Origin of the sequence: Beijerinckia sp. 28-YEA-48, assembly GCF_900104955.1 — a bacterium.
In the GTDB taxonomy this organism is placed as follows: Bacteria; Pseudomonadota; Alphaproteobacteria; order Rhizobiales; family Beijerinckiaceae; genus Terripilifer.
Genome location: NZ_FNSI01000001.1, coordinates 1,721,823 through 1,748,771 on the forward strand (window position 1 = coordinate 1,721,823; position 26,949 = coordinate 1,748,771).

Below are 26,949 nucleotides of genomic sequence, written 5' to 3' on the forward strand. Positions count from 1 at the left end.
TGAGAGAAACGCGCACTTCGCGCGCTTTCAGGACTGCGGCTTTTTTATTGGCTCGCGCGTGGCGCAAACGGCGAACTGCAGGGTTCAAGCGAACGAAGGGACGACTAATGAGCACAAATGAAAAACGGCGCCCCAACGGCATGATCGACCGTCGCGGCCTTCTTAAAACCGCTTCGGCCACAGCGGCTCTCGCCGCCGCCGCCAGGATCGGCTTTCCGTCCGGCGCGTTCGCCCAGGGCGCCGGCCCCGAAGTCACCGGCGTCAAGCTCGGTTACATCGCGCTGACCGACGCCGCGCCCCTGGTCATTGCTCAGGAAAAAGGCCTGTTCGCCAAGCACGGCCTGCCCAATGTCGATGTCGCCAAGCAGGCTTCCTGGGGCGCGACACGCGACAATCTCGTCCTCGGTGGCGCCAGCAACGGCATTGACGGCGCGCATATCCTATCGCCGATGCCCTATCTCATCTCGGCCGGCAAGGTGACGCAGAACAATATCGGTGTGCCGATGGCGATCCTCGCCCGCCTCAACACCGACAGCCAGGCGTTCTCGGTCTCCAATGAATATAAGGGCCTTGGTGTGACCATCGACGCCAAGCCGCTGAAGGCCGCCTTCGAGAAGAAGAAAGCGGAAGGCAAGGAAGTGAAGGTCGCCATGACCTTCCCCGGCGGCACCCACGATCTGTGGATCCGCTATTGGCTGGCCGCTGCCGGCATCGATCCGGACAAGGACGTTTCGACCATCGTCGTGCCGCCGCCGCAGATGGTGGCCAATATGAAGGTCGGCAATATGGACGCGTTCTGCGTCGGCGAGCCATGGAACGAGCAGCTCGTCAACCAGAACATCGGTTTCACCGCTGCCACCACCGGCGAGATGTGGAAGAACCATCCGGAAAAATGTCTCGGCTTGCGCGCCGACTGGATCGAGAAGAATCCGAAAGCCACCCAGGCCCTATTGATGGCGGTGATCGAAGCGGCGCAGTGGTGCGACGCCATGGCCAACAAGGACGAGATGGCCACCATCCTGGGCAAGCGGCAGTGGTTCAACGTGCCGCCCGTTGACATCGTCGGCCGCCTGAAGGGCGACATCAACTATGGCGACGGCCGCAAGGTGACCAATAGCGGCCTGGAGATGAAATTCTGGAAGGACCACGCCTCCTATCCGTTCAAGAGCCACGACACCTGGTTCCTCGCCGAAGACATTCGCTGGGGCAAGTTCGAGCCGACGACGGACATCAAGGCGCTCGTCGACAAGGTCAATCGCGAGGATCTGTGGCGTGACGCCGCCAAGGCGGTGGGCGTCGCGGTCGCCGATATTCCGGCCTCGCCCTCGCGCGGCAAGGAAACCTTCTTCGACGGCAAAGTCTTCGATCCGGCAGATCCCTCGGCTTACCTCACCTCGTTGGCGATCAAGCGCGTCGCCTAAGCGACACGTGGCGGGCCCCTCCAGGCCCGCCACACACCTGATCGATATTGCTTCAGTTCATCAGCGTTCAACATCACCGCGTCCCCGTCTGAATAAAACCTGGAGAAAATCAGTGTCTCTCCCCCTTCTCAAAGCCAATGCGTCCGCCCCGGCATCGCCGCGCCCGCCGGCCGCCATCATTCCGCTGAGATCGGGTAAGCCCATGGCGCAAGTGATCCGCAACAAGGCCATCGCAGTCGCTGGCACCGTGGTGCCGCCGCTGATCGTCGTCGTGCTGCTGCTCCTGGTCTGGGAGCTCGCCTTCAGCCGTCCCGGCGCGGCATTGCCGACACCGCTCCAGGTGTGGCGCGACGCCAAAGACCTGATCATCGATCCGTTCTTCGTCAATGGCTCGCAGGACATCGGCCTTGGCTGGCGCGTGCTGACGTCGCTGCAGCGCGTCGCCTTCGGCTTCGGTCTCGCCGCTGTCACCGGTGTTTTCGTTGGCGCGGTCATCGGCCAGTCGGTCTGGGCGATGCGCGGACTCGATCCGGTGTTCCAGGTGCTGCGCACCGTGCCGCCGCTTGCCTGGCTGCCGATCTCGCTGGCTGCCTTTCGCGACTCCAGTCCATCAGCGATCTTCGTGATCTTCATCACTTCGATCTGGCCGATCATCATCAACACCGCCGTCGGCGTGCGCAATATTCCGCAGGACTATCGCAACATCGCCGCCGTGCTGCGCCTCAACTCGCTGGAATTCTTCTGGCGCATCATGTTGCCCTCGGCCGCGCCCTATATCTTCACCGGCCTGCGCATCGGCATCGGCCTGTCCTGGCTCGCCATTGTCGCGGCTGAAATGTTGACCGGCGGCGTCGGCATCGGCTTCTTCATCTGGGACGCGTGGAACTCCTCGCGCCTCTCCGACATCATCGTCGCCCTCGTCTACATCGGCGTCGTCGGCTTCCTGCTCGACCGCGTGGTCGCCGCTGTTGGCTCCTTCGTGACGCGCGGCGTCGCGGCAACTTGAGGATAATCCCATGTCCAACCATCCCTATCTCAAGTTCGACCAGATCGGCAAAACCTTCAGCCGTGGTTCGGCCACGACGGAAGTGCTGCGCGACATCAATCTGGTGATCGGCCAGGGCGAATATGTGTCGATCATCGGTCATTCCGGCTGCGGCAAATCCACTTTGCTCAACATCGTCGCCGGCCTGACGCCGGTGACATCAGGCGCGGTCCTGCTTGAAGATAAGGAGGTCAATTCGCCAGGCCCCGAGCGCGCGGTGGTCTTCCAGAACCACAGCCTGCTGCCCTGGCTGACGGTCTACGAGAATGTCTCGCTCGCCGTGAACAAAGTGTTCTCAGGCGTCAAAACGCGCAGCGAGCGGCATGACTGGATCATGCACAATCTGCAGCTCGTCCACATGGTTCACGCCAAGGACAAACGGCCGGCCGAAATCTCCGGCGGCATGAAACAGCGTGTCGGCATTGCCCGCGCTTTGGCGATGGAACCGAAAATCCTGTTGCTCGACGAGCCCTTCGGCGCGCTCGACGCGTTGACCCGCGCCCATCTGCAGGACAGCGTCATGGACATCCACATGAAGCTCGGCAACACGATGATCATGATCACCCATGACGTCGATGAGGCGGTGCTGTTGTCCGACCGGGTGGTGATGATGACCAACGGCCCGGCAGCGACCATCGGCGAAGTGCTGGAGGTGAACCTGCCACGTCCGCGTCGGCGGCTCGAGCTGGTCAACAACCGCGCCTATACGGAGGCCCGCGCCGCCGTCCTCGAATTTCTCTACGCGCGCCACAAGGCGCCGTCGATCGCAGCCTAGCGGGGAGAGACCATGGGCCGGGCGGAACATATCATCGTCGTCGGCAATGGCATGGTCGGCGTGCGCTTCCTCGAACGGCTCGCCGCGCTGGCGCCGGATCGGCACAAGGTCACGGTCATCGGCAGCGAACCTGTCGAGGGCTACAACCGGGTGTTGCTCTCGGCGCTGCTTGCCGGCGACGTCGGCCAGGCGGACGTGCGCCTGCGCGACCGCGCCTGGTATGCTGCGCAAGACTTTGCCCTGCGCACCGGCGTCACCGCGACCCGCATCGAGAGTGCCGCGTCGCGCCTGGAGCTGTCGACCGGCGAAAGCCTCGCCTATGACCGGCTGGTGCTGGCCACCGGCTCCAGCGCCATTCGCCTGCCCCTGCCCGGCTCACATCTCGACGGCGTCGTCACTTTCCGCGATGTCGCCGATCTCGACCGCATCCGCGAGGCTGCCGCCCCTGGCGCGCCGGTCGCTGTTATCGGCGGCGGCCTGCTCGGCATCGAGGCCGCCTATGGCCTGGCGCGGCTTGGTTGCGACGTCACCCTCGTGCATGTGATGCCGCGCCTGATGGAACGCCAACTCGATGCCCGCGCGGCGCAGTTCCTGCGCGATGCCCTCGCCCGCAAGCGCATCAAAATTCTTTTGAACGCCGACACCGCCAGTATTCTCGGCGAAAGCAAGGTGGAAGGGCTCGCCTTCAAGAACGGAACGCAGCTTAAAGCCAGCCTCGTTGTCATGGCGGTCGGCGTGCGGCCGCAGAGCATTTTAGCGCGCGAGGTGCTCGACACCGGGCGCGGCATCAAGGCCGACGATGGAATGACCACGTCGGTCGCCAACATCCATGCCATCGGCGAATGCGCCGAACATCGCGGCCAGATCTACGGTCTGGTCGAACCTGGCTACGAGCAGGCCGATGTCCTGGCGCGGCGCATCGCCGGCGAAGCCGACGCTGCTTATGAAGGCTCGGTGCTCTCGACCAATCTGAAGATCTCCGGCATCGGCGTGTTCTCGGTTGGCGCCTTCGATGGTGGCGACGGCATGGACAGCGTTACCTTCGAGGACCGGCGCAAATGCCATTATCGGCGGCTGGTCTTTAAGGGCGACCAGCTGGCCGGCGCCATCCTCATCGGCGAGACCGGCGACGCGCTGTGGTATCGCGACATGATCCGTGACGGCTTGGACATTTCCGCGCTGCGTCCGTCGCTGATCTTCGGCCGCACCCATGCGGAGCGTTCGCTCCGGGAGGCAGCGTGATGAGCGGCGATTTTTCCACCGACCAGAAGCGTTATCTCGAGGGCTTCGTCTCGGGCTTGCAGTCGGCGCGCACCGTTCGCGGCCTCACGCCGATCGGCGGCACCGGCATTGCCGGCCCCGCTGAACCCTCAGGCCCCGACGCCATTCATCTGAAAGCCCAGGACCGCACCGTCACTACCGGCGGCAAGCTGGCCGAGCAGGAGAAATGGAAACGCAGCGAACATCCCTTCGACGCCTATCCGCGCCTGCGCGACCAGGCGGCGCAGAACCAATATCCCAAGCCCGATGACAATTTCCGCTGGCGCTATTACGGCCTGTTCTATGTCGCGCCGGCGCAGAACTCCTATATGGCGCGGCTGCGCATTCCCAATGGCGTTCTCAAAGCCTTCCAGTTCGAGGGCCTCGCTGATCTGGCCGAGCGTTGCGGCGGCGGCTTCACCGATGTCACCACCCGAGCCAATCTGCAGATCCGCGACATCAGCGCCGATCATGCCATTCACATCGTCGAGGGTGTGCAGGAGCTGGGACTAACCGCGCGCGGCTCTGGCGCCGACAATATCCGCAATGTCACGGGATCGCCGAGCGCCGGTATCGATCCACTCGAGCTGATCGACACGCGCGAGATGGCGCGCGAGTGGCACTATCACATCCTCAACGATCGCTCGCTTTATGGCCTGCCGCGCAAGTTCAACGTTGCCTTCGACGGCGGCGGCATCATTCCGGTGCTGGAGGAGACCAATGACATCGGCTTCCAGGCGGCCCTGGTGGGTGATGGCGCCGGCGTCGAATCCGGCCTGTGGATGCGCCTGGCGCTGGGCGGCATCAGCGGCCATCGCGATCTGGCGCGCCCGACCGGCGTTTATTGCCGCCCGGCCGACTGCACCCGCATCGCCGATGCCATCGTCCGCGTCTTCATCGAAAACGGCAACCGCACCGACCGCAACAAGTCGCGTTTGAAATATGTGTTGGATTCCTGGGGCTTCGATAAATTTCTTGTCGCGGTCGAAGAGAAGCTCGGCAAGCCTTTAACACGCATCGATGACGCCTTCATCGCGCCGCGCCCGGCCTTTGATCGGCAGGCCCATATCGGCGTTCACCGCCAGAGCCAGGATGGGCTCAACTGGATCGGCGTGCTGCTGCCGGTCGGGCGTATCACCTGCGCGCAGATGCGCGCGCTCACCGCCATCGCGCGCGAAGATGGCGATGGCGATATCCGTCTCACCGTCTGGCAGAACCTGCTGCTCTCCGGCATCGCCGACGACAAGCTTGATAAAGTGAAAGCACGGATCGAATCCTGCGGGCTTGACTGGCGCGCCACCACTGTGCGCGCCGGCCTCGTCGCCTGCACCGGCAGCCGAGGCTGCAAATTCGCCGCCGCCGATACCAAGCGTACCGCCATGGCCATCGCCGAGCATATTGATGCCCGCATGACCATCGACCAGCCGGTCAATATTCATCTCACCGGCTGCCACCATTCCTGTGCCCAGCATTACATCGGCGACATCGGCTTCATCGGCGCGCGCGTGCCGCTCAACGAAGATGGCGATACGGTCGATGGCTTCGATCTCGTGGTCGGCGGTGGCTTCGCCGATCGAGCCAAGATCGGCCGATCGATCGCCACCAAGATCCGCGCCGAAGATTGTCCGCAGACTGTCGAGGCGCTGCTCAAGGCCTGGACGAAACAGCGCAGCAGCGAAGAAGAGACGTTCCAGGCCTTCACTGCCCGCCACAGCGAAGACGAGTTGCGCGCCTTCGCCGGATTGCCCGCCGGGAGCCCCGCATGACCATTCACGCCAACCCTGTGCCGGTTGAAATCCTGCCCGAGAACGCGCCTTTCAGCGCCGAACAGCGGGCGTGGCTGAACGGCTTCTTCGCTGGCATTCTGTCGCCTGGCACAGCGGCGACAGGCGCCACCGCGCTCGATGGCAATGAGGTGGCGCGACTGGCCGGCAGCGCCACGGAAGATGACGGCGCCCCTTGGCACGATGCGTCGATGGAATTGCCCGACCGGATGAAGCTCGCCGACGGCAAGCCGCTGCCCCGGCGCATGTTTGCCGCCATGGCGCAGCAGGATTGCGGCCAGTGCGGCTATGTCTGCGAGACCTATTCCGCGGCGCTCGCGGGCGGCCAGGAGAAGCGACTGAACCTGTGTGCGCCCGGCGGCAAGGATACGCTGCGCATGCTGAAGACGCTGGCTGTGGAGCTGGACAGCGCGCCTGCCCTCGCTGCGGCAGAGCCCGCTGCTCCCGTTGTGGTGGCCGCCGATGCTGGCCCATCGCGCGACAACCCAGCACAGGTGGGCTTTCTGTCGCGACGCCGCCTCAACAAAGGCGCATCCGAAAAACTCACCTATCACATCGAGTTCGATCTCGCTGGCAGCGGCCTGGCCTATGTGCCCGGCGATTCATTCGGCATCTATCCGCGTAACGACCCCCGTCTCGCCGATGCCATCGTCGCGCTGCTTGGCGCGCGGCCTGATGGGCTGGTTTCGGGCAAAAGCCTGCGCGACAAGCTGATCGAGGATTGCGCCCTCGGCCCCGCCCCCGACAGCCTGTTTCAGCTCTTCTCCTACATGTCCGGCGGCGAGACGCGCCGCAAGGCGCAGGCGCTGGCCGCCGGCGAAGATCCCGATGGCGATCTTGAGCGGCTCGATATTCTCGGCGCCCTGCATAAGTTCTCGGGCCTGCGGCCTGGCGCCGAGGCTTTCATCGAGGCGCTCGATGCATTGCAGCCGCGGCTTTACTCCATCTCCTCGTCTCCACGCCTCAATCCGGAGTTGTTGACGCTGACCGTCGATACGGTGCGCTACAAGATTGGCCAGCGTGAACGGCTCGGCGTCACTTCCACCTATCTGGGCGAACGGGTGGAGGCCGGTGCGCCAATCCGCGCCTTCATCCAGAAAGCCCATGGCTTCGCTCTGCCCGCCGATCCGTCGACGCCGATCATCATGGTCGGGCCTGGCACTGGTGTGGCGCCGTTCCGCTCCTTCCTCCAGGAGCGCGCCGCCCTCAACGCGACGGGGCGCAACTGGTTGTTCTTCGGCCATCAGCACCGCGCCCATGATTTCCTCTATGAAGACGAGTTCGACGCCTTGCAGGCGAGCGGTAAATTGCAGCGCTTGACGCTGGCCTGGTCTCGCGACGCCGCAGAAAAGATTTACGTGCAAGACCGCATGCGCGAGACCGGCGCCGATCTGTGGAAATGGTTCGAGGATGGCGCGCATTTCTACATCTGCGGCGATGCCAAGCGCATGGCCAAGGATGTCGAGCGCGCACTGGTCGATATTGCCACCCAGCATGGTGGCATGACGACGGACGCGGCCGTTGCCTGGGTGGCCGCACTGAAGAAGGCGCAGCGCTTCCAGGCCGATGTGTATTGAGGCGATGATGGCAGGTGAAACGATCAAGACCACCTGTCCCTATTGCGGCGTCGGCTGCGGCGTGTTGGCGACGCCGAAAGGCGATGGCGCCGAAATCGCCGGCGATCCGAACCATCCGGCCAATTTCGGCCGGCTCTGCGTCAAGGGCTCGGCGCTGGGCGAAACCCTCTCGACGGCAAGCCGCCTGCTTTATCCATCGGTGCGCGGCGTGCGCGCGTCCTGGGATCGCGCCATTGGCGAGGCCGCGCGCGGACTGGAGCAGACCATCGCGCGCCACGGCCCCGATGCGGTCGCCTTCTATCTCTCCGGCCAATTGCTGACCGAGGACTATTACGTCGCCAACAAGCTGATGAAGGGCTTCATCGGCTCGGCCAATGTCGACACCAATTCGCGCCTGTGCATGGCCTCCTCGGTTGCGGGCCACAAGCGCGCCTTCGGTTCGGACACAGTGCCCAACGCCTATGTCGATCTGGAGAGCGCCGATCTCCTGGTGCTGGTCGGCTCCAACGCCGCCTGGTGCCATCCCGTGCTGCACCAGCGCATGCAGATCGCCCGCGAGCGCGGCGCCCGTATCGTCACCATTGACCCACGCCGCACCGCCACCGCCGACGATGGCGACCTGCATCTGCCGATCGCCCCAGGCATGGACAGCGTTTTGTTCTCGATGCTGCTGGTCGAACTGGCGCGACGCGACAGGCTCGACAGCGCGTTCATCAGTCAGCACACGTCCGGCTTCGAGGCCGCCTTGCTGCGCGCGCAGGAGATCGCGCCCGATATCGAGACCGCCGCCACGCGTTGCGACATTCCCATGCGTGATCTGCGCCTGTTTCTCGACTGGTGGATCGCAACGCCCAAGGTCGTCACCTGCTATTCGCAGGGCGTCAACCAGTCGGCCCAGGGCACCGACAAGGTCAACGCCATCCTCAACTGCCACCTCGCCACCGGGCGCATCGGCAAGCCGGGCTCAGGCCCCTTCTCGCTCACCGGCCAGCCCAATGCCATGGGCGGGCGCGAGGTCGGCGGGCTCGCCAATCAGCTCGCGGCGCATATGGGGTTTTCAGCCCCGGAGGTCGATCGCGTCGGCCGCTTCTGGAACGCGCCCGCCATGGCGACGCATGAGGGGCTGAAGGCCGTCGATCTATTCGACGCCATCGACAGCGGCCGCATCAAGGCGCTGTGGATCATGTGCACCAATCCAGCCGTGAGCCTGCCCGATGCCGACCGCGTGCGCCGAGCCTTGGCGCGGCTCGACCTTTTGATCGTCTCTGAAGTGAATGCGGCGGTCGACGGCATTCTCGAAAATGCTCACGTGGTCATGCCGGCCGCCGCCTGGGGCGAGAAGGACGGTACGGTGACCAATTCGGAACGGCGCATCAGCCGGCAGCGGCCATTCCGCACAGCGCCTGGCGAAGCCAAGCCCGATTGGTGGATGGTGTGCGAAGTGGCGCGCCGCATGGGTTTTGGCGAGGCCTTCGCCTATACGGGGCCGGATGAGATTTTCGCAGAGCATGCGGCGCTCTCCGCCTTCGAGAATGAGGGCACCCGCGATTTCGACATCGGCGCTTTCAGAACAATCGATCGCGCCAGTTTCGACGCGATGGCGCCGTTTCAATGGCCACGTCCTGACATCACGGCGAGCGGCACGGAACGGTTGTTCGCCAATGGCGGCTTTTTCACGCCGGACCGCAAGGCGCGCTTCATCGCCATCGAGCCACCGGAACTCAAAGCCCGGCGCTCGCGCGACTATCCCCTCCTGCTCAACACCGGCCGCGTGCGCGATCATTGGCACACGATGTCGCGCACCGGCCTAGCGCCGAAACTGGCGCGCCACATCGCCGAACCCTTCGTCGAAGTGCATCCCGACGATGCACACCGTTTCAACCTGAGCGATGGCGGCTACGCCAGCCTGCGCACGCCCTATGGCTCGTCGATCCTGAAAGTCACCGTCAACGACGGCCAGAAGCCCGGCATGGCCTTCGCGCCGATCCATTGGAACGACATGACCAGTGGCCGCGCCCGCGTTGGCGCCTTGGTGCAGGGTTTCGCTGATCCGGTGTCCGGCCAGCCGGAAATGAAGGCAACGCCGCTGGCCTTGGAGCCGGCCGAGATCCACTCCTTCGCCTTCATCCTCTCGCGCCAGCCGCTGGAACTGCCGGCCTGGCTGGTGCATGCGCATCTGCCGATCGAAGACGGCCATGCAACCCTCATCGCCAATCCGCGCACGCCCGCGGGCGTGCACGCCTATCTGAGCAACTTCCTGCCCGCCGAGGGAGAATTGCTGGCGCTGGAGGATTCCAAGGCCGGCACCTATCGCAGCATCATCATGAGCGGCACGCGCATCGAAGCGGTGCTGTTTTGCGCGGCGGAGCGCGAGAGCGCCTTCTTCGATTTCATGTGCCAGCGTTTCGCCGCGCCCGTGGACGGCGACAGCGAGCGCCTGGCGCTGCTGACCGGCCGCGATTTCGATGCTAGCGCCGACACCAGCCCGATCGTCTGCTCATGCCACGGCGTGCGCGCTTCGGCCATCGCCGCGACGATCATGGCCGGCGCCGGGAACGTCGACGCAGTGGGCGCGGCCTGCAAGGCGGGCACCAACTGCGGTTCCTGCAAGCCGGAAATCCGCAAGATGATCGAGAAAGAGCGGATCAGCGAACTAGCCGTGGACGCGGCTTAAGCGAAAACCCGGCGTCTAGCCGCAACAGCCTCCACTACGCGCGCGTCGGTAGCATGGTGAAGAGCAGCATGCCGACGAGCATGGCGGCAGCGAAGATGGCGATGGGTGCGAGGCCCAGGCTGAGGCCGGCAATGGCTGGCCCTGGACAGAGACCGACAAGGCCCCAGCCGATGCCAAACAGCGCCGAACCGACGATGAGCCGTGTGGTGACGGGGCGTGTCGGCGGCCAGCCGAACTGTTTATCGAAGAAGGGGGTCGCGCGCCGGCGGGCCCAGGCCTGGCCGAGCGCCGCGACGATGACCGCGCCGGCCAGGACGAACGCCAGACTCGGGTTCCAATCCCCCGTCACATCGAGGAAGCCACGCACCCGCGCTGGATCGAGCATGCCCGACAGCGCCAGGCCGAAGCCAAAGAGAACGCCCGCGACGAGGCCAATGACGAGGCGCGCCATCATGACAGCCCCACCACGCGCATGAGGAAGACGGTTGCGACCGCCGCGATCATAAAGGTAATCACCGCCGCGATGGAACGTGGTGACAGGCGCGCCAGGCCGACGACGCCATGGCCGCTGGTGCAGCCCGAGCCGAGCCGCGTGCCGAAACCGACCAATAGCCCGCCGACGATCAGTAGCGGCAATGAAGCCGTGACGCTCACCGCCGGCCAGGTGCCCGCCGCCAGCATGTAGACGACAGGCCCCAACAACAAGCCGACGACGAAGCTGACATTGACCAGCACGCGCGCGTTATCGCGCGCCAGCAGTCCGCCCAAAATACCGCTGACACCGGCGACGCGGCCGTTGCCAATCAGCAGCACCGTAGCCGCCAAGCCGATCAGGCAGCCGCCTATAAAGGCGGAGAGAAATTGCATGGCCATGATTTTTCCTGTCCCTCTCCGTGTCATCAAGCCACAAAGACGTGCCAAAACAAAGGTCCCCAAACAAGATCCTGGGCAAAATTGCGTTTCTATCGAAACCTAATTTGCTCTAGGCTCGAAGGGTTCGATGCTGGCCAGAATGAAGCCAGCGCCAGGGTCTTCGTTTTGACGCGTCTTTGCGCGTCTAACGAAGTCAAACTGCAAAACGCTATGGGAGGATACATGTTTCTACGGTTTGCCATGATCGGCACGCTCGCCTTTGCCGCCGCCACGGCCCAAGCCGAGCCCTTGCGTGTCGCCGTCTCGCAACGTGGGTTCTGGGATAGTTCGTTCGTCGACATGGCGATCGAACAGGGTTTCTTCAAAAAGGAGAACCTCGAAATCCAGACCTTCTACACGGAAGGCGGTGCGACGACCCTTGATGCGGTTATGTCCGGCAGCGTTGATATCGCCATGTCGAACGGGCTGCTGGGGGTGGTCGGCCGCTATGCGAAAGGCGCGCCGCTACGCGTCATCGCAGCCGAATTCACGGGCGGGAGCGACGCCTTCTGGTATGCGCGCGCCGATAGCGGCATCAAGAGCTTGAAGGACGCAGAGGGCAAAACGGTCGCCTTCTCTTCGAACGGCTCCTCCACCAATCTGATGATCCTCGGCCTGTTGAAGCTGGCTGGCGTCACCGCCAAACCGACCCCGACGGGCGGCGCGCCGGGAACCTATGTGCAGGTCAACACCAAGCAGATCGACATCGGCTGGTCGGTGCCGCCATTGGCGTTGCAGGACGTGCTAGACAACAAGCTGGTCATCGTCGCGCGCGGATCCGATCTGCCGGACCTCGCCAACCAGACCGTGCGCGTCAATGTGGCGATGGAACCGGTGTTGAAGACCAAGCGCGATGCGATGCAACGGTTCATGAAGGTCTACAACGCGACGATCGCGTGGGCCTACACGGACCCGAAAGGCCTGGAGTATTTCGCCAAGGAGAACAAAATCTCCACCGAGGTCGCCAAAAAGGCGCTGGAATTCTATCCGCAGGCGGCCACGCAGACGCAGCAGGTCAAGGGTCTGGACCAAACCGTGCGTGACGCCATCGCCTTCAAATATCTGGGCCCGTCAGCGACGACAAAGGACTTGGCCGGACTGATCGACATCGTCGAGCCGGGACCAAAGTAAGCAGGCTTATTCAGCGCAGGCTTGGTCAGCGCTTGTCGGGGGCCGTCATCGTCCCCGACCCTTCCAGCGGCCGCATCTCGGCAGCTTGATCCTGCCTATTTGCCGCGTTTCATGAAATCGAGAATCTCCCGGCCCATCAGCTCGTCCTTGCTGTTGAACTGATAGACCATCGAAAGATGATTGTGGCGCTCCATGCGGGTAAAGCGCGGACAGGCGCGGTCGCGTTTGCAGAATTCCGCCAGAAGCAACGCGCCCTGCGTATCAAGATCGGGGTTGTCGTATTCGGCGATCACCAGATAGAGCGGAACGGCCGGCGCGTCCTTGACGTGGGTGATCGGCGACATGATCGAATAACGTGCGGTATCGGTGCCGAAATAGGCCTGGAAATTGGCCAAGTTCGGATCCTTCGGATTGGGATCGAACAGGTAGCGCCCGCTCATCAGTACGGCGCCGGCAATGGCCGGTTTCTCGAGACGGATATCCTTATTGAACAGATAAGTGGCGATATGGGTGGCGCCGGCCGAATGGCCGATGAGATAGATCTTGTTCGGATCACCGCCATATTGAGCGATGTTCTTTTGCACCCATTCGACAAGACTTTTCACGTCCAGCGCCGCCGCCGGCCATTTGGCTGCCGGCGCCAGGCGATAGGTGGCGTTGATACCGACCATGCCGTTCCGCGCGAAGTAGAGCGGAACATTGCCGTAAATCTCGCCGTTGATGCTGCGGTCACCGCGCACATAGGCGCCGCCGTGCAGGAACACCACCACCGGCGCACCGCCGTGCAGTTTTCGCGGTTTGAAAATGTCGAGTTTATTGCGTGGGTCCGGCCCATAGGAAAGATCGCGGCTGACATCGACGCCGGCATGCGGCGCGGCGCGCAACAGCGGCGTATAGAGCTCCGTCGTGATGGCGACATTGCCCAGGATATCACTCCCCCAGCGCGGACCGATCTCGGCCAACCGATCCTGCAGGGCCTGCGGCATGGCCGACATCTGGGCACTGGCGGCAGCGGGCATCAACAGGCCCAAAGCCAACGGTAAGGTCATCAAAATTTTCGGAAAGCGCATTGCCCCAGCCTCCATCTTGTTGTTGGCGACAGGCTATGGGCGCGGTTTAGACCCAGCAAGCCGATTTGGACCCGAGGCCAAATTTTCCCCCGGCCTATTCGACGGCGGCCTACCCGGCACGGGTGCGGCGCCCCTTCCTAACCATCCATTAGCCATGCCGCGTGGAAGCGATGGCGTGCACGGCCCAGAGCATGGAACATAACCGGGCTCGCTCTCCCATGCCGACGACGTTTCGGGGGACAAGCTGCGGCCCTGGCCCGCCCGATCATTGCAATTTCAACATCTTGCATTATAGATACGGATGGTATTTATCCTTTATAGATACTCCTGGTTTCTATAGATGAGTTGATTGAAATCGCTTTGAAAAAGCCAAAACCACGGAAATCGATCGGCCCGCTGCGCAGCCCGGAGACGCGCCGCGCCATCCTTGAGGCGGCGCGCGAAATCCTGACGGCGGAAGGCTATGGCGGCTTCACGCTCGATGCCGTGGCGAAGCGCGCCGGCGCGTCAAAACCGACGATCTACAAATGGTGGCAGGGCAAGCCCGGGCTGATCATCGAGATCTATGACCAGGAGAGCGAGGCGCTGCTGACGACACCGGACCTCGGTTCGCTCGCTGATGAACTCGTCTGGCTCACCCGCAACCTGTGGCGCTTCTGGCGCATCACCTCCTGCGGCGCGGCGCTGCGCAGCCTGATCGCCGAGGCCCAGCACGACGGGGCGGCGCTGGCGTTGCTGAAGGACCGGCTGCTGCCGCAACGGCGCAGCTATCCCCTCTCCGTCTTCGAACGAGCCAAGGCGCGCGGCGAGCTGGACACGGATTTCGACCCCACCGTCGCCACCGACCTCCTCACCGCCTTCTCCTGGTATCACCTGGTCACCGACACGCTCGACCGGGAAAGGGACATCGAGCCGGTGGTGGCGATGATGGTGAGGGGGCTGCGGGAGGGGTGAAAACCTTGGTGTCATCCCCGCGGCTGAGCGGGGATCCAGGGGCGAGCGGTAGATTGCTGTCCGGCGCAAGGCACGCAAGGTGATGCGCGGCAATCACGTAGCGCTTTACCACACGCTCCTGGATCCCCTCCCGCGCCTGCGGCGCGTCGGGGATGACACCGAGGTTCTTCAATGCCCGGCTAGGTCAGCACCACGATCTTTCCGCTCGCCGTATTGGCGTCCATGAGGCGGTGGGCCTCGACGATGTCTTCAAGAGGAAACACCCGGCCGATATTCAGGCGCAGCGTTCCGGCGGCGATGTCGTCGGCCAGCGCCTGCAAGGGCGTCTCCATGAATTCCGCCACACCGCCGGAATAGACGGTGAGACCGACGGCCGAGGGAATGGCCTCCATCGGGCTGAACTGCTCGAAGCTCCATTGATTGCCAACAATGCCGGTCATGCAGACGAGGCCTTGCTGGCGCGTACAGCGCAGGGAATCCTTCAGCGTGGTGACGCCGATCAGTTCCAGCACTTTGTCGACGCCCTCAGCATGGATCGCCCGCACGCCAGCGGCGATCTCGCCGCCATCGATCACCACCTGGTCGGCGCCGTTATCGAGAAGCAGGTCTTCACGCGCTGCATTACGGGTCGTCGCGATGACAAAGGCGCCCTGGTTCTTGGCGATGGCGGCAGCCGCCAGACCGATCGAGGTGGTGCCGCCACGCACCAGCAGCCGCTCGCCGGCTTTCAGCTGCAAAGCCTTGAACAGCGAGCCCCAGGCGGTCTGCAGCATTTCCGGCATGGCGCCGAGCACATCCCAGGGCAAAGAGGTCTCGAGCTTCTGCACCTGCCCTGAAGGCACGCAGACATATTCGGCATAGCCGCCGTCGTATTGCCGGCCCATGCCGCCCATCGCGGTCATCACGATGTCGCCTGTCGCGAAATCGCCATCCGGCGCTTGCGCGACAACGCCCGCCGCCTCGATCCCCAAAATGCGTGGAAAGGCGACACCGGGGGATTGGCCGCGACGGGTAAAGAGTTCCGACCGGTTGATGCCGAACGCCTTCACCTGAATGAGAACTTGTCCCGACTTAGGCACCGGCCGTGGGCGGCGTTCGATCTGAATGGCTTCCGGTCCGCCCGCCTGATGGATGACGGCGGCTTTCATCGTGTCAGGCATGATCTCACCCTCAGCTTTCGCCGCTCCGACTGCAATCGATATGACCCAGGTCGCGGCCGGGATCGAGACGATCGCGCACCCGTTGTTTCAGGGCTTTGGCGTCAGGAAAGCCGCCATCGGCCTTGCGCTCCCAGATGATTTCGTCGTTGAACCGGATTTCGAAACGGCCGCCGGTCGCCGGCACCAGCGCCACTTCACCGAGATCGGCGCCAAAGGTCGAGAGCAGTTCCTGCGCCATCCAGCCGGCGCGCAGCAACCATTGGCATTGGGTGCAGTAGATGATGACGATGCGCGGTGGAGTCATGTTGCCTCGGCGAACGGGCGGCGAATGTTTCGCCGCCCCGATCCTAGACCGAGGCGAACAGCAGGTCGAGCCGCCCTACCCTCAGGCGCTGCGCACATCCGCTTGATCGAACCGCCCCGAGAGCAAAGCGCCGGCATTGGGAACCTGCGTGTGCAGGCCGAGCCGGCTCAGCATCTGATAGCTGGTGCAGACGGCGCTGGAAACGACCGGCAGACCGCTGGTCGCTTCGATCAGCGGCACCGAGGCAAGCGAGGGCATCTGCACGCAGGCCGAGGCGACGATGGCATCGACATTGGCGAGATTGAGCTTCTTCCACAGCTGCGAAGGCCCGAGCGGATCGAGCGCGCCGACAGCGAGATTGTCATGCACTTCAAGCGACAGGCTATCGACCACCTCGATACCCTCGTTCTCGATATAGTCGATCACCAGCTTGGTCAGCGGTTTCATATAGGGCGCGAGGATCGAAACCTTCTTGGCGCCGATGACTTTCAGGCCATCGACCAAAGCGCCAGCGCTGGTGACGACAGGCGCCGGCGCGCCGTTCTCGACCGTGCGCTGATGCAGCCGTGCTTCCGACACCCGATGATACCCCCTCCCCATGCTCATGATGGCGACCAGGCAGGCATAGCCCAGCACATCGACACGGGCGTCGGAAAGTTCGAGCGCGCAGCGGTCGGAATCCGCGTCCATCTTCGCCAGCTCGTCCTTGGTGACGCTCTTCATGCGCATGCGGCTCGAATGGAACGTGAAACGCTCCGGCGCGATGCCTTCCCGGGCGCGCAACATGGCGGGAATTTCGGTTTCCATGGTCGTGTTGGAACTCGGCACGATCTGGCCGATGCGATAGACGCGGCTCATGACAACCTCCTGGGGCGATGCGGTACGTCAGGCGCGTGGTAGCGCAACAGCAGGCGTCGATCACTGGCGATGTCGTTGACACATCCTCAACATCCGGTTGAGTATCGAGGCCAGGAATCCCAAAAGAAATCCCAGATGAGCGAACCCACAGGCCTCAATCGTTTCGATCTCACCTCCCTGCGCCTGTTCGTCGCCGTGGCCGCCGAGGGCAGCCTGACGCTGGGGGCTGAGCGTTTCGCCATCAGTCTGGCGGCGGCGAGCAAGCGCATGCTGGAGCTTGAAGCGCGCGTCGGCACGCCGCTGTTGACGCGCAGCAAGAGCGGCGTCACCGCCACAGATGCCGGGCAGACCTTGCTGCGCCACGCCATCACCCTCGTCGCCGATGTGGAACAGCTGGCAGTGGCGATGGACGATTTCCGCCGTGGCGCCAAGGGGCATTTGCGGCTTTGGGCCAATACCTCTGCCTTCGCCGGTTTTCTGCCGGCCCTACTGGCCGATTATACGGCGGCGCATCCCGCCGTGATGATCGATCTCGAGGATGCACTCAGCGAGGATGCGGCACGGGCGGTGACGCGCGGCGCAGCGGAGCTTGCTGTCATTGGCGCCAACACGCCGTGTGACGGACTGGAAACCTTCGTCTGCGATCGGGACGAATTGATCGTCGTGGCGCGCAAGGAGCGCGGCTTCACCAGAAAATCTACTGTACCGCTCGCCGATGTGCTGCGTCACGACATCGTCGGCCTTGGCCGCTCCACCTCGCTCATGCGGCAGATTTCAGCGGCGGCCGACGCCATCGGCGGCGAACTGCGGCTGCGCATCCAGGTGCGTAGTTTCGACGCCATGTGTCGCATGGTGGCAGCGGGCATCGGCATCGCTATCTTGCCGCGCGCCGGCGCCACGCCGCATCTCGCCGCCATGGGCCTGCATGCCCATCGCCTCACCGGCATGAAGACGCAGCGCGATCTCCTACTCGCCATGCGCGAGCGCAAAACATTGTCGCGCCCGGCCGAGGCTTTCGTGCGCATGGCCGAAGCGCGGATGCAATAAAGGCGGCGAGACCGACCCGCCGCCTTCTCAATCAGACAATTGCTGTCAGGCCCTCCCCTGCCCACTGCCGGTCGCGGCCTCCGCGTAGCGGCTCTTGCGGCGGCCGAACAGACCGAACATAAACGCACAGCTGATCATGCCGATCACGCTGGCGATGGCGCCGCCGTACATCATGAAGCGATCGAGATCGAGCTCCTCGGACGCATCGTCGACGAGAACCACGCCCTCCTTGCCCGGCAGATCAGCCAGATGTTTGATGCGCACGCTGTCAACGACGATCTTGTCATCGCGGATCAGCTTGCGCGCCATAGCGCCCGACATATGAATATCGCTGGCCCGTTGCATCTCGCCCTTGCTGTCCTTCCAGGCGAGGTCGACGTAATAGCTGGTGCCGCTCTTGCGACCCTTCTTGCGCGTCGCGCCGGTGATCAGCGCCTCGGTCTCCACGCCTTTGGCTACCACCTGATTGACCCGGTCCACGTCCGCCCAGCCGATATAGGCTGAGATCGGACCGCCAATCGCCGCGACAATCAAAAGCCATTTCAACTTGCCAATAATCCAACCGATCATGCCAAATCCTTTATCTTAAAATACCCAAATCCTTCGTTTTAAATATCGATGCCAACCAGCCATCGATCTCGTCATCACGCCGTCACGATTCACGGTCCGACTGCGATTTCACGCAGACGAGAACGCGCAGGACATCAATAGGTTCGCCGATCGTCGAAAAAATTCGGCGAGAAAGAGGCTGAAACAACGGCGAAAAGTTCCGGCCGATTCATCAAGTCCCACACCGCGCCCAACCTGCGTCCCACCCAAACCGCGCTCGGCGCAAACTTATCCCGCCAGCTCAAATACTTAATTGCCAGCGTGACACTCGTGCGGCATCATCGGCGCAAATAACTGCATACGGGAGGACGCGATGAAGGTGCTTTGGTTTCACCTGATGCCGTATCAGGACCTGCCGGAGGATTTCAAAGAGAAGCACAATTCGGTGTGGGTCGATATCGACCCCGGCCTGTTCGATCCGCTGCGCGGCCACGAGCACTATCACGAATATATGGATCAGCTCGAATATGCGGCCAAGGCCGGATTCGATGGCATCTGCGTCAACGAACATCATTCCAACGCCTATGGCATGATGCCTTCACCCAATCTCATCGCGGCATCGCTCGCGCGCAACACGCGCGATGCGGCACTGTGCGTGCTGGGCAATTCGGTGGCGCTCTATAATCCGCCAACGCGTGTTGCCGAAGAGATGGCGATGCTCGATTGCATCTCGGGCGGCCGGCTGATCGCAGGCTTTCCGGTCGGCACACCGATGGATACCTGCTACGCTTATGGGCAAAATCCGGCGAAGCTGCGCGATCGCTATTACGAAGGCATCGATCTCATCTTGAAGGCCTGGAAGGCGGACAAGCCCTTCGCCTTCAACGGACGTTACACGCAGCAACGCTATGTCAATTGCTGGCCACGCCCGGTGCAGAAGCAGCCGCCGGTGTGGATCCCTGGTGGTGGCTCGGTCGAGACCTGGCAGATGTGCGCCGAGCGCAGCTTCGTTTACGCCAACCTGTCCTACTTCGGCCATCAAGCCAGCATGGCCCATGTGAAAGGATTCTGGGGCGAGATGAAGCGGCTCGGCAAAGAGCCCAATCCGTTCCAAGCGGGCTTTCTGCAATTCGTCGGCATCGCTGAAACCCGCGCCGAGGCGGAAAAACTTTATCACGAGCCGGCAAACTATTTTTACAATCGCTGCCTGCATACCGATCCAGCCTTTGCCAATCCACCAGGCTATACGAGCGAGGCGACGGTGCGCGCCCGCATCACCTCGCAGGTGCTGCGCGCCGCCGAAGAGTCACGCAAGGCGACACGTTCCGGCGGCGGCGCGAAATTCTTCGAGGAAGGCCATGTGATCATCGGCAGCCCCGACGAAGTGGCGGAGAAGCTGCTCAGCGTGTGCACGGAGATGCATGTCGGCCATCTCCTGCTCTTGCTGCACTTCGGCAATATGAGCCGCGAACTGACCAAATATAACACTGACCTGTTCGCAACCAAGGTGCTGCCGCAAATCCGGCATCTTTACGAGAAGGAGTGGGAGGATCACTGGTGGCCGACGGGCATGCCCAAAAACGGGCCCAAAAATTTATCCAAGAACGCCGTTCAACCGAGCCAGACTTTCACAGGGGTAGCGGCGCAATGAAAGACTATAAAGAGCGTTTCGTCGAAACCCCAGCTGGCCCGACGCGGGTTTGGGAAAAGGGACGCGGCAAGAAGCTGGGCTATCTCGCTGGCCTCAACGGCCTGCCGAAATGGAGCCCCTTCCTCGATAAGCTGGCGGAGACCCATCGCGTCATCGTGCCGTCCCTACCCGGCTATCCCGGCGGGCCATCGTCGGAGCCCCTCGACAACCAGCTCGACTGGGTGCTGGCGGCGCATGACGCGCTGGTGGCGGCCGGTCTCGACGGCGCCGATCTCATCGGCGCTTCGGTCGGCGGCGCGCTGGCGGCCGAAGTCGCCGCGCTGTGGCCAAAGTCTGTGCGCAAGCTCGTCCTCATCGCGCCCTTCGGCCTGTTCGATACCGAGGCGCCGATCGCCGATGTCTTCGCCCAGCGACCGGGCCAGACCACGGCGCTGCTTTCGGAACGGCCGTCCGATTATGCCGGCTATCTCTCCGTGCCAAAGGAAGGCGATACGGGCGAATGGGAGGTGCAGGCCCTGCGCGCCCATATCGCCGCCGCAGGATTGATCTGGCCACTCGGCGACACGCGCCTGTCAAAGCGGCTGGCGCGCGTCACGGCGCCCACCTTGATCCTGTGGGGCCATAACGACCGGGTGATTCCGCTGTCCTATGCCCGGCGTTTCGCCGAAGGCATCGGCCCTGGCACCAAGGTGAAAATCGTCCGCAAAGCCGGGCACATTCTCGAGTTCGACGAGCCTAAGGCTGCGGCCAGGACAATCGATGGTTTTCTGGCGAGCTGACGGATAGCGATCCGCCTAAATCTCGATCTCCGTGCCGAACTCCACGACCTGGTTTGTCGGCACGTCGAAGAAAGCCGCCGTGCGCTCGGCGTTGCGCTGCATGAAGGCGAATAAGTTCTCGCGCCACACCCACATGCCCGCCACATGCTCGCGTGGAATAATGGTCTCGCGGCCGATGTAATAGGTCAGGTCCTTCAGATCGATGTCCTTGAGCTTGCCTTGCTGGCAGGCGAGCGTCAGTCCCTTGTAGATCGTCGGATGCTGCATGAAGCCATAATGCAGGATGACGCGGGTGATGCCCGGGGCAAGCTCGATCACCTCGACGCGTTCCGTGGGCGGCATACGCGGCACTTCTGCAATTACCACGGTGACGATCACAACGCGTTGGTGCAGACAGTGATTGTGCTTGACGAATTGAGTGAGCGCCAGCGGCACGCCTCTGGGGGCCGCGGCAAGGAAGACCGCCGTGCCGGCCACTCGCGCCGTGCATTTGTCGACGGCGGTTTCGATCAGGTCTTCCTCGGGCTGCCGCAACCGGGTTCGGGCTTTTTCCACCAAGCCGACGCCGCTGCGCCAGGTCAGCATGAGAAAGGCGACGATGACCGCCAGCAACAGCGGAAACCAACCGCCCTCGAACAGTTTGGCCACATTGGCGGCGAAGAAAATGATGTCGACCATGAGAAAGAAGCCATTGACTGCGACGACCAGCACGATCGGATAGCCCCATTGAATGGCAACCAGAGCGGCGAGCAGCGTGGTGATGGCCATCAGCAGTGAGACGGCGATGCCATAGGCGCCAGCCAGAGCGTCGGACGAGCCGAAGCCGATCACGGCCCCAAGGGTCGCGGCCGCCAGCAGCCAATTCACCAACGGAATGTAGATCTGGCCGATGGCGTGGCTCGTGGTGTGGTTGATCTGCATGCGCGGCAGGAAGCCGAGTTGGATCGCCTGCTGCGTCAGAGAAAAGACACCGGAGATGATCGCCTGGGAGGCGATCACGGTGGCGACCGTGGCCAGCGCCACCAGCGGATAGTGAAACCAGTCGGGCGCCAGTTGATAAAAGGGATTGTCGATCGCACTGGCATCGATGAGCAGCACCGCCGCCTGCCCGAAATAGTTCAACACTAGCGCCGGCAGAGCGATGAAAAACCAGGCGAGCCGGATCGGCACCCGACCAAAATGGCCCATGTCGGCATACATGGCCTCGCCGCCCGTCACCGCCAGGAAGGCCGCGCCGAGGATGGCGAAGCTGATATGGAAATTCTGGTGGATCAGAAAATCGATGGCATAGAACGGGCTGAGAGCGACCAGCACGCCGGGCGATTGAACGATGCCGTGAATGCCGAGCAAGCCGATGATGACGAACCAGCCGAGCATGACCGGCCCGAAAATGGAGCCGATGAAGCCCGTGCCCATCCTCTGCACGAGGAAGAGCCCCACCAGCACGACGATGGTGATCGGGACCACGAGCGGGGCGAGCGACGGCGCGTCCACCTTCAGGCCTTCGACGGCGCTGAGGACGGAGATCGCCGGCGTGATCGCGCCATCGCCATACAGTAGCGCCGCGCCGATAAGGCCGACGACCAGAAGGTGCGCGCGCCAGGTTCTGGGCTGGGCATTGCGCGCCGACAGCAAGGCGAGCATGGCGACGATGCCGCCTTCCCCCCGGTTGTCGGCCCGCAGAATCAGCACCGCGTATTTCAGTGAAATGATGATGATCAGCGCCCAGAAGATCAGGGACACGACGCCGAGCACCGCAGCCGGGACGACCGGGCCGCCGTGGCTCGCCGCCCGCGCCGCCTCCTTGAAGGCATAGAGGGGGCTGGTGCCGATATCGCCGTAAACGACGCCGAGGGCGCCGAGCGTGGCCACCAATGGCAGGGCTTGGGAGCTTGCGGGACCGGTTGCTGGCGTAGCGGTCATAACCGACTCCCCTCGAAAGTCTCGTATCGCGCCGATTCTGGTGAGCGCGACTTCACCACTCTGCCCGCCGCACCGCGCATTGCCAAGGGCAGTCTAGAAGCGCCCTAAGTTCTAGGCTCAAGCATTGACAGTTCTTCGACAGCCTGACACGGCGTCACAAAACCGTTTCTAGAATCGCCAGGGAGCCGCTCGGCCATGTCCGCTTTTGAAGCCAATGACACCTATGCCCCGCTGATCCCAGCGCCCGCCGCCCGCCGGGCGTTCACGGCCCGCGACGCCTTCGCCCTGTGGTTCAGCCTCGGCATCGGCCTTCTGGTGCTGCAGGCGGGCGCGCTGCTGGTGCCGGGCCTGAGCCTCGGCGCGGCTTTTGCGGCCATTGTCATCGGCTCCCTGCTCGGCGTGTTGCTGCTGGCCACCGCGAGCGTCATCGGCGCCGATACGGGCCTTTCCGCCATGGCCAATCTGCGCCCAACCTTGGGCGTGCGCGGCGCCTCCATTGCCGCCGTGCTCAATGCCATCCAGCTCGCCGGCTGGGGCGCCTTCGAGATCATCGCCATGCGCGATGCCGCCGATGCGCTGACCCGCCAGACCTTCGGCTTTTCCAATGCGCTCCTCTGGACCTTGGTGTTCGGCGCGGCGGCAACGGCGCTGGCCCTGCTCGGCCCGCTCTCCTTCGTGCGCCGCTTCCTGCGCAACTGGGGCCTGGCGCTGCTGCTGGCTGGCGCCGCCTGGCTGACCTGGCGGTTGATGGCCAATTACGATCTGCCGGCGCTCTTCGCCAAAGCCGGCAATGGTGAGATGACCTTTGCCGGCGGCATAGACCTGGTCATGGCCATGCCGCTGTCGTGGCTGCCTTTGATCGCCGACTACAGCCGCTTTGGGCGCTCGCCTGGCTCGATGTTCCGTGGCAGCTTCTTTGGCTATCTCTTGGCGAATATTTGGTTTTTGGGCCTCGGCGCTGCTTATGCACTGGCCTCCGGCGGCGGCGACACCATGCTGATCACGGCGCTGGCGGCGACTGGCGGCGGCATCGCCCTGCTGCTGATCCTGGTCGACGAGACCGACAATGCCTTCGCCGACATCTTCTCCGGCGCGGTCTCGACCAGCACGCTGACCGGCTTTGGCGTGGCGCCGCTCGCCGTCGGCTATGGCGTGCTCTGCACCCTCATCGCCCTGCTGGTGCCGCTGGCGCGCTACGAGCATTTCCTGCTGCTGATCGGTTCGGTCTTCGCGCCGCTGTTCGGTGTGCTGTTTGCCGACCATTTCCTGGTGCGTGGACGGCAGATCGATGCGGCTTCCATCACTGGCCCTGGCGGCAGCTATTGGTTTTCGGCCGGCTGGCATCTGCGTGGCCTGATCGCCTGGGCGGCCGGCATCGCCTGCTACCAGCTTTTGGCAAACACTCAGGCGGCCATCGGCGCCACCCTGCCGGCCTTCGTCGTCGGTGGCGGCGTCTATCTACTGCTGATGGCGCTCCGGCCGAGGAGCAGCTGAAGCCGGGAGCCTCAGGGCATCAGCCTGGAAAACTGAAAGCCTCGCCGTTGCGACGGGGCTGTCGTGGTGGCTGGTCCGAAACTCGCCGGCACAGGTGTAGCTGACTGGTTCTGGCCGGGCACGGGAAAGGCGTAGCCAAGAATCAATTTAAACACCAGATGATCCGATGCTTTGGTCAGCCCCCAGCCGACACCAACATCAACGTCGAATTTGCCGACCTTGAAATCAGCGACCGCAAACAGTGTGTGTTGCTGCTGAGACAACTTATCGAAATGTCCTATGCGGCCGAGGTCCCCGTAATATTCGACCCCGACAAGAAGATCCTTGTCGAGATTTCGCGCCAGCCGTGCCGCCGGTGCGAAATCGGCCTCGCCATGTTTGCCGAAGCCAATGTCGACGATCGGGTTGACGATGAATTCATAGTCGGCATTTCGCACGCCTATGATCGGCCGGACTTCCAGGCCGGTCTGGGTTTGCGAAAAGCGCGGCGTCGAATTGCTGAATTCGAAATTGATCCCGTAGAAAAAGTTTCTTTGTTCGGCATGGGGCGACACGAACAGCGTGCGTAGCTTGAAGCCATCCGACCAATATTGTTTGTCTTGGATGGAGAACGGCATGTAGAAGCCGAGCTCCCACCAGTCGTTGACGCCATAAGCCAATTCTGGCGTGCCGTTGACACTGCCATTGGAGACGAGCGCGCCCGGAAGAGCCGGCGTCTTCCCGCCGAAGCGAACGAAATTGGCATGCTGCTGGATCGTGAGCTGTCCCGGCTCAGCAATTTCGGCGTTGTAGACTTGAATTTCATCGGTGGCGCATGCGGGCCCGGCTAAAACCGCCGCACCCATGAAACTCGCCGCAATACGGTTACTGACAAATCGCAGGGAAAAGACCATCGCCCACCAAGAATTGAAGCTCCTTCAAAATAAATTAGTTAAGTCATAAATTAGAATCAATCTAAATTTGGATCGCCATTCGACTGAAGCCGAGGCTTGGCCTCAATCATCATGCCAGGCCCGCCCGGTGCGTTCGATCAGAGCGAACGCGCCGGCCGGTCCCCATGAGCCGGCCGGATAGGGTTTAGGCGCCAGGCCCAGGCGACGCCAGGCGTCGTTGACCCCGTCGACCCATTCCCAGGCCTCTTCGATCTCGTCTCGACGCACGAAGAGCGTCGAGTTGCCATGCAAGGCGTCCAGCAACAGCCGCTCGTAGGCGATGCGGCGGCGCGAGGCGTGCGCCTTCTTCAGGCTGAGGCTCAATGGCAAGCTCTCCAGCCGCATTTCCTCCAAGGACAACCCAGGCGCCTGGTTCATCAACCGAAGAACGATGTCCTCCTCCGGTTGCAGGCGGATCAGCAGATTGTTGGGCGCCAGGTCCTGGCGGCTTTGGTCCGAGAAGATGGAGTGCGGCACCGGCTTGAACTGAATGAAAATCTCCGTGTCGCGGTCGGGCAAGCGCTTGCCCGTGCGCAGGAAGAACGGCACGCCAGCCCAGCGCCAGTTGTCGATGTGAGCTTGGATGGCGACAAAGGTTTCGGTCTCGCTGGAGCTGCCTTTTTCCTCGGCATAGCCTGGGACCCCCTTGCCCCCGGCCATCCCCGAACCGTATTGGCCGCGCACGACAGAGCCCTGCACGTCGGCGCGGGTAATGCGCCTTAAGGAACGCAGCACTTTGACTTTCTCGTTGCGCACCGAGTCCGGCCGCAGATCCGAAGGCGGCTCCATGGCGACCAGGCAGAGAAGCTGCATCATGTGGTTCTGCACCATGTCGCCCATGGCCCCGTATTCGTCGTAATAGGGCCAGCGCTCGCCAACGCCCTGCGTCTCGGCGATGGTGATCTGCACGTGATCGATGGTGAGATTGTTCCACAAGGGCTCGAACAGCGTGTTGGCGAACCTCAAGGCGATCAGGTTCTGCACTGTCTCCTTGCCGAGATAGTGATCGATGCGGAACACGCGGTCTTCGTTGAAAGCCGAAGCGACCGTGTCATTGATAATGCGCGAACTCGCCAGATCCTTGCCGATGGGTTTTTCCATCGCCACACGCGCATGATCGCCCGTCAGCCCTGCGGCCAGCAGGCCTTGGCATATGACGCAGTACAGGCTGGGAGACACCGAGAGATAGTACAGCGGACGCTGGATGCCGAGTTCGGCCATCTTCCGACCCAGGCGCTGTATATCCGCCGGTTTGGTAGCGTCCACTGGCAGGTAGTGGGTGCGCGCCAAAAGCTGATCGGCGGCTCCGCTTGCCACTGCTTCCGGCGCTCGGTCCTCCAACGCCTCGCGTACCAACCGCCGAAAAGCGTTGTCGTCCATCACCGTTCGCGACACCCCGATCACCGGCAGGTCGGTCGGAAGCAGTCCGTTCATCTCCAGATAGGCGAGCGAGGGGAACAGCATCCTCAACGCCAGATCGCCACCTGCGCCGAAATACACGAGGCCATCGCTGATGGGCGAAGTCGTCTGTTGCGGCATCAACAATCCAATCTTGCTTCGCCCCTTGAATTGAACGCTCAATACGGAAAAACGTTTCAATGTGAAAAATCGAAGCGATCTTCACTCGAATCTGCCGCGGCTTTCAGCCT

23 protein-coding genes are annotated in these 26,949 nt (G+C 63.0%); 13 read left to right on the top strand and 10 right to left on the bottom strand.

Annotation, left to right across the window (positions count from 1 at the left end; all coding sequences use genetic code 11):
- Window positions 1-107: 107 nt before the first annotated feature.
- From BLW50_RS08135 to BLW50_RS08165, 7 genes are all read left to right on the top strand, one after another.
- Window positions 108-1,421, top strand: a complete 1,314-nt coding sequence (locus BLW50_RS08135) for a CmpA/NrtA family ABC transporter substrate-binding protein (protein ID WP_090700110.1) — start codon at window positions 108-110, stop codon at window positions 1,419-1,421.
- Between the two features lie 112 nt (window positions 1,422-1,533).
- Window positions 1,534-2,427: a nitrate ABC transporter permease gene (gene ntrB, locus BLW50_RS08140; RefSeq protein WP_244544171.1), complete on the top strand. Its 894-nt coding sequence runs from the start codon at window positions 1,534-1,536 to the stop codon at window positions 2,425-2,427.
- Between the two features lie 10 nt (window positions 2,428-2,437).
- A complete protein-coding gene (locus BLW50_RS08145; protein WP_090700116.1) occupies window positions 2,438-3,241 on the top strand; it encodes an ABC transporter ATP-binding protein in 804 nt (267 codons plus the stop codon).
- 12 nt (window positions 3,242-3,253) lie between these two features.
- Window positions 3,254-4,483, top strand: a complete 1,230-nt coding sequence (locus tag BLW50_RS08150) for an NAD(P)/FAD-dependent oxidoreductase (protein WP_090700119.1) — start codon at window positions 3,254-3,256, stop codon at window positions 4,481-4,483.
- Window positions 4,483-6,267, top strand: a complete 1,785-nt coding sequence (locus BLW50_RS08155) for a NirA family protein (protein WP_090700121.1) — start codon at window positions 4,483-4,485, stop codon at window positions 6,265-6,267. Before BLW50_RS08150 ends, BLW50_RS08155 begins: the two co-directional genes overlap by 1 nt.
- A complete protein-coding gene (locus BLW50_RS08160) occupies window positions 6,264-7,862 on the top strand; it encodes a sulfite reductase subunit alpha (RefSeq protein WP_090700126.1) in 1,599 nt (532 codons plus the stop codon). Before BLW50_RS08155 ends, BLW50_RS08160 begins: the two co-directional genes overlap by 4 nt.
- Window positions 7,863-7,869: 7 nt before the next feature.
- Window positions 7,870-10,536, top strand: coding sequence for a nitrate reductase (locus tag BLW50_RS08165; protein WP_244544172.1), 2,667 nt, complete (start codon window positions 7,870-7,872; stop codon window positions 10,534-10,536).
- A 34-nt stretch (window positions 10,537-10,570) separates the two neighbouring features.
- Here the strand turns inward: BLW50_RS08165 and BLW50_RS08170 are convergent, their stop codons facing one another.
- A complete protein-coding gene (locus BLW50_RS08170; protein WP_090700131.1) occupies window positions 10,571-10,990 on the bottom strand; it encodes a DUF6691 family protein in 420 nt (139 codons plus the stop codon).
- Window positions 10,987-11,409 (bottom strand): YeeE/YedE family protein, encoded by a 423-nt coding sequence (locus tag BLW50_RS08175; protein WP_090700135.1) that lies wholly within the window; start codon window positions 11,407-11,409, stop codon window positions 10,987-10,989. Before BLW50_RS08175 ends, BLW50_RS08170 begins: the two co-directional genes overlap by 4 nt.
- Before the next feature lie 222 nt (window positions 11,410-11,631).
- Here BLW50_RS08175 and BLW50_RS08180 point away from each other — a divergent pair, with 222 nt between their 5' ends.
- Entirely contained in the window at window positions 11,632-12,579 is a 948-nt protein-coding gene (locus BLW50_RS08180) for an ABC transporter substrate-binding protein (protein ID WP_170850053.1), read from the top strand.
- 95 nt (window positions 12,580-12,674) lie between these two features.
- Here the strand turns inward: BLW50_RS08180 and BLW50_RS08185 are convergent, their stop codons facing one another.
- Complete coding sequence (locus BLW50_RS08185; RefSeq protein WP_170850054.1) at window positions 12,675-13,649, bottom strand: alpha/beta hydrolase; 975 nt, start codon at window positions 13,647-13,649, stop codon at window positions 12,675-12,677.
- 345 nt (window positions 13,650-13,994) lie between these two features.
- Between BLW50_RS08185 and BLW50_RS08190 the strand changes: the two genes are divergently transcribed.
- Complete coding sequence (locus tag BLW50_RS08190) at window positions 13,995-14,603, top strand: TetR/AcrR family transcriptional regulator (RefSeq protein WP_090700143.1); 609 nt, start codon at window positions 13,995-13,997, stop codon at window positions 14,601-14,603.
- A 179-nt stretch (window positions 14,604-14,782) separates the two neighbouring features.
- On the opposite strand, the gene BLW50_RS08195 is transcribed toward BLW50_RS08190, so the two are convergent.
- From BLW50_RS08195 to BLW50_RS08205, 3 genes are all read right to left on the bottom strand, one after another.
- Window positions 14,783-15,763, bottom strand: coding sequence for a zinc-binding alcohol dehydrogenase family protein (locus BLW50_RS08195; protein WP_244544173.1), 981 nt, complete (start codon window positions 15,761-15,763; stop codon window positions 14,783-14,785).
- 10 nt (window positions 15,764-15,773) lie between these two features.
- On the bottom strand, window positions 15,774-16,067 hold the full coding sequence (locus BLW50_RS08200; RefSeq protein WP_090700145.1) for an Rdx family protein: 294 nt from the start codon (window positions 16,065-16,067) through the stop codon (window positions 15,774-15,776).
- Window positions 16,068-16,148: 81 nt separating this feature from the next.
- Window positions 16,149-16,925: a maleate cis-trans isomerase family protein gene (locus BLW50_RS08205; protein ID WP_090700149.1), complete on the bottom strand. Its 777-nt coding sequence runs from the start codon at window positions 16,923-16,925 to the stop codon at window positions 16,149-16,151.
- Window positions 16,926-17,060: 135 nt separating this feature from the next.
- On the opposite strand from BLW50_RS08205, the gene BLW50_RS08210 reads away from it, so the two are divergent.
- Window positions 17,061-17,972 (top strand): LysR family transcriptional regulator, encoded by a 912-nt coding sequence (locus BLW50_RS08210; protein ID WP_090700152.1) that lies wholly within the window; start codon window positions 17,061-17,063, stop codon window positions 17,970-17,972.
- 45 nt (window positions 17,973-18,017) lie between these two features.
- On the opposite strand, the gene BLW50_RS08215 is transcribed toward BLW50_RS08210, so the two are convergent.
- Entirely contained in the window at window positions 18,018-18,542 is a 525-nt protein-coding gene (locus BLW50_RS08215) for a hypothetical protein (RefSeq protein ID WP_090700156.1), read from the bottom strand.
- 352 nt (window positions 18,543-18,894) lie between these two features.
- Between BLW50_RS08215 and BLW50_RS08220 the strand changes: the two genes are divergently transcribed.
- Together BLW50_RS08220 and BLW50_RS08225 are read left to right on the top strand one after the other, a co-directional pair.
- Entirely contained in the window at window positions 18,895-20,172 is a 1,278-nt protein-coding gene (locus BLW50_RS08220) for an LLM class flavin-dependent oxidoreductase (protein ID WP_090700160.1), read from the top strand.
- Entirely contained in the window at window positions 20,169-20,951 is a 783-nt protein-coding gene (locus BLW50_RS08225) for an alpha/beta fold hydrolase (RefSeq protein WP_090700162.1), read from the top strand. The genes BLW50_RS08220 and BLW50_RS08225 overlap by 4 nt, the downstream gene beginning before the upstream one ends.
- A 15-nt stretch (window positions 20,952-20,966) precedes the next feature.
- Here BLW50_RS08225 and BLW50_RS08230 read toward each other — a convergent pair whose 3' ends face one another.
- Window positions 20,967-22,874, bottom strand: coding sequence for a potassium transporter Kup (locus BLW50_RS08230; RefSeq protein ID WP_090700164.1), 1,908 nt, complete (start codon window positions 22,872-22,874; stop codon window positions 20,967-20,969).
- Window positions 22,875-23,069: 195 nt separating this feature from the next.
- Between BLW50_RS08230 and cytX the strand changes: the two genes are divergently transcribed.
- Window positions 23,070-24,368 carry a putative hydroxymethylpyrimidine transporter CytX gene (gene cytX, locus BLW50_RS08235; RefSeq protein WP_090700167.1) on the top strand — a complete coding sequence of 433 codons (1,299 nt, stop codon included), beginning with the start codon at window positions 23,070-23,072 and terminating at the stop codon, window positions 24,366-24,368.
- An 11-nt stretch (window positions 24,369-24,379) separates the two neighbouring features.
- On the opposite strand, the gene BLW50_RS08240 is transcribed toward cytX, so the two are convergent.
- Both BLW50_RS08240 and zwf read right to left on the bottom strand, forming a co-directional pair.
- Window positions 24,380-25,213, bottom strand: coding sequence for a hypothetical protein (locus BLW50_RS08240; protein ID WP_244544174.1), 834 nt, complete (start codon window positions 25,211-25,213; stop codon window positions 24,380-24,382).
- A 150-nt stretch (window positions 25,214-25,363) separates the two neighbouring features.
- Complete coding sequence (gene zwf, locus BLW50_RS08245; RefSeq protein WP_090708874.1) at window positions 25,364-26,839, bottom strand: glucose-6-phosphate dehydrogenase; 1,476 nt, start codon at window positions 26,837-26,839, stop codon at window positions 25,364-25,366.
- Window positions 26,840-26,949: the final 110 nt, after the last annotated feature.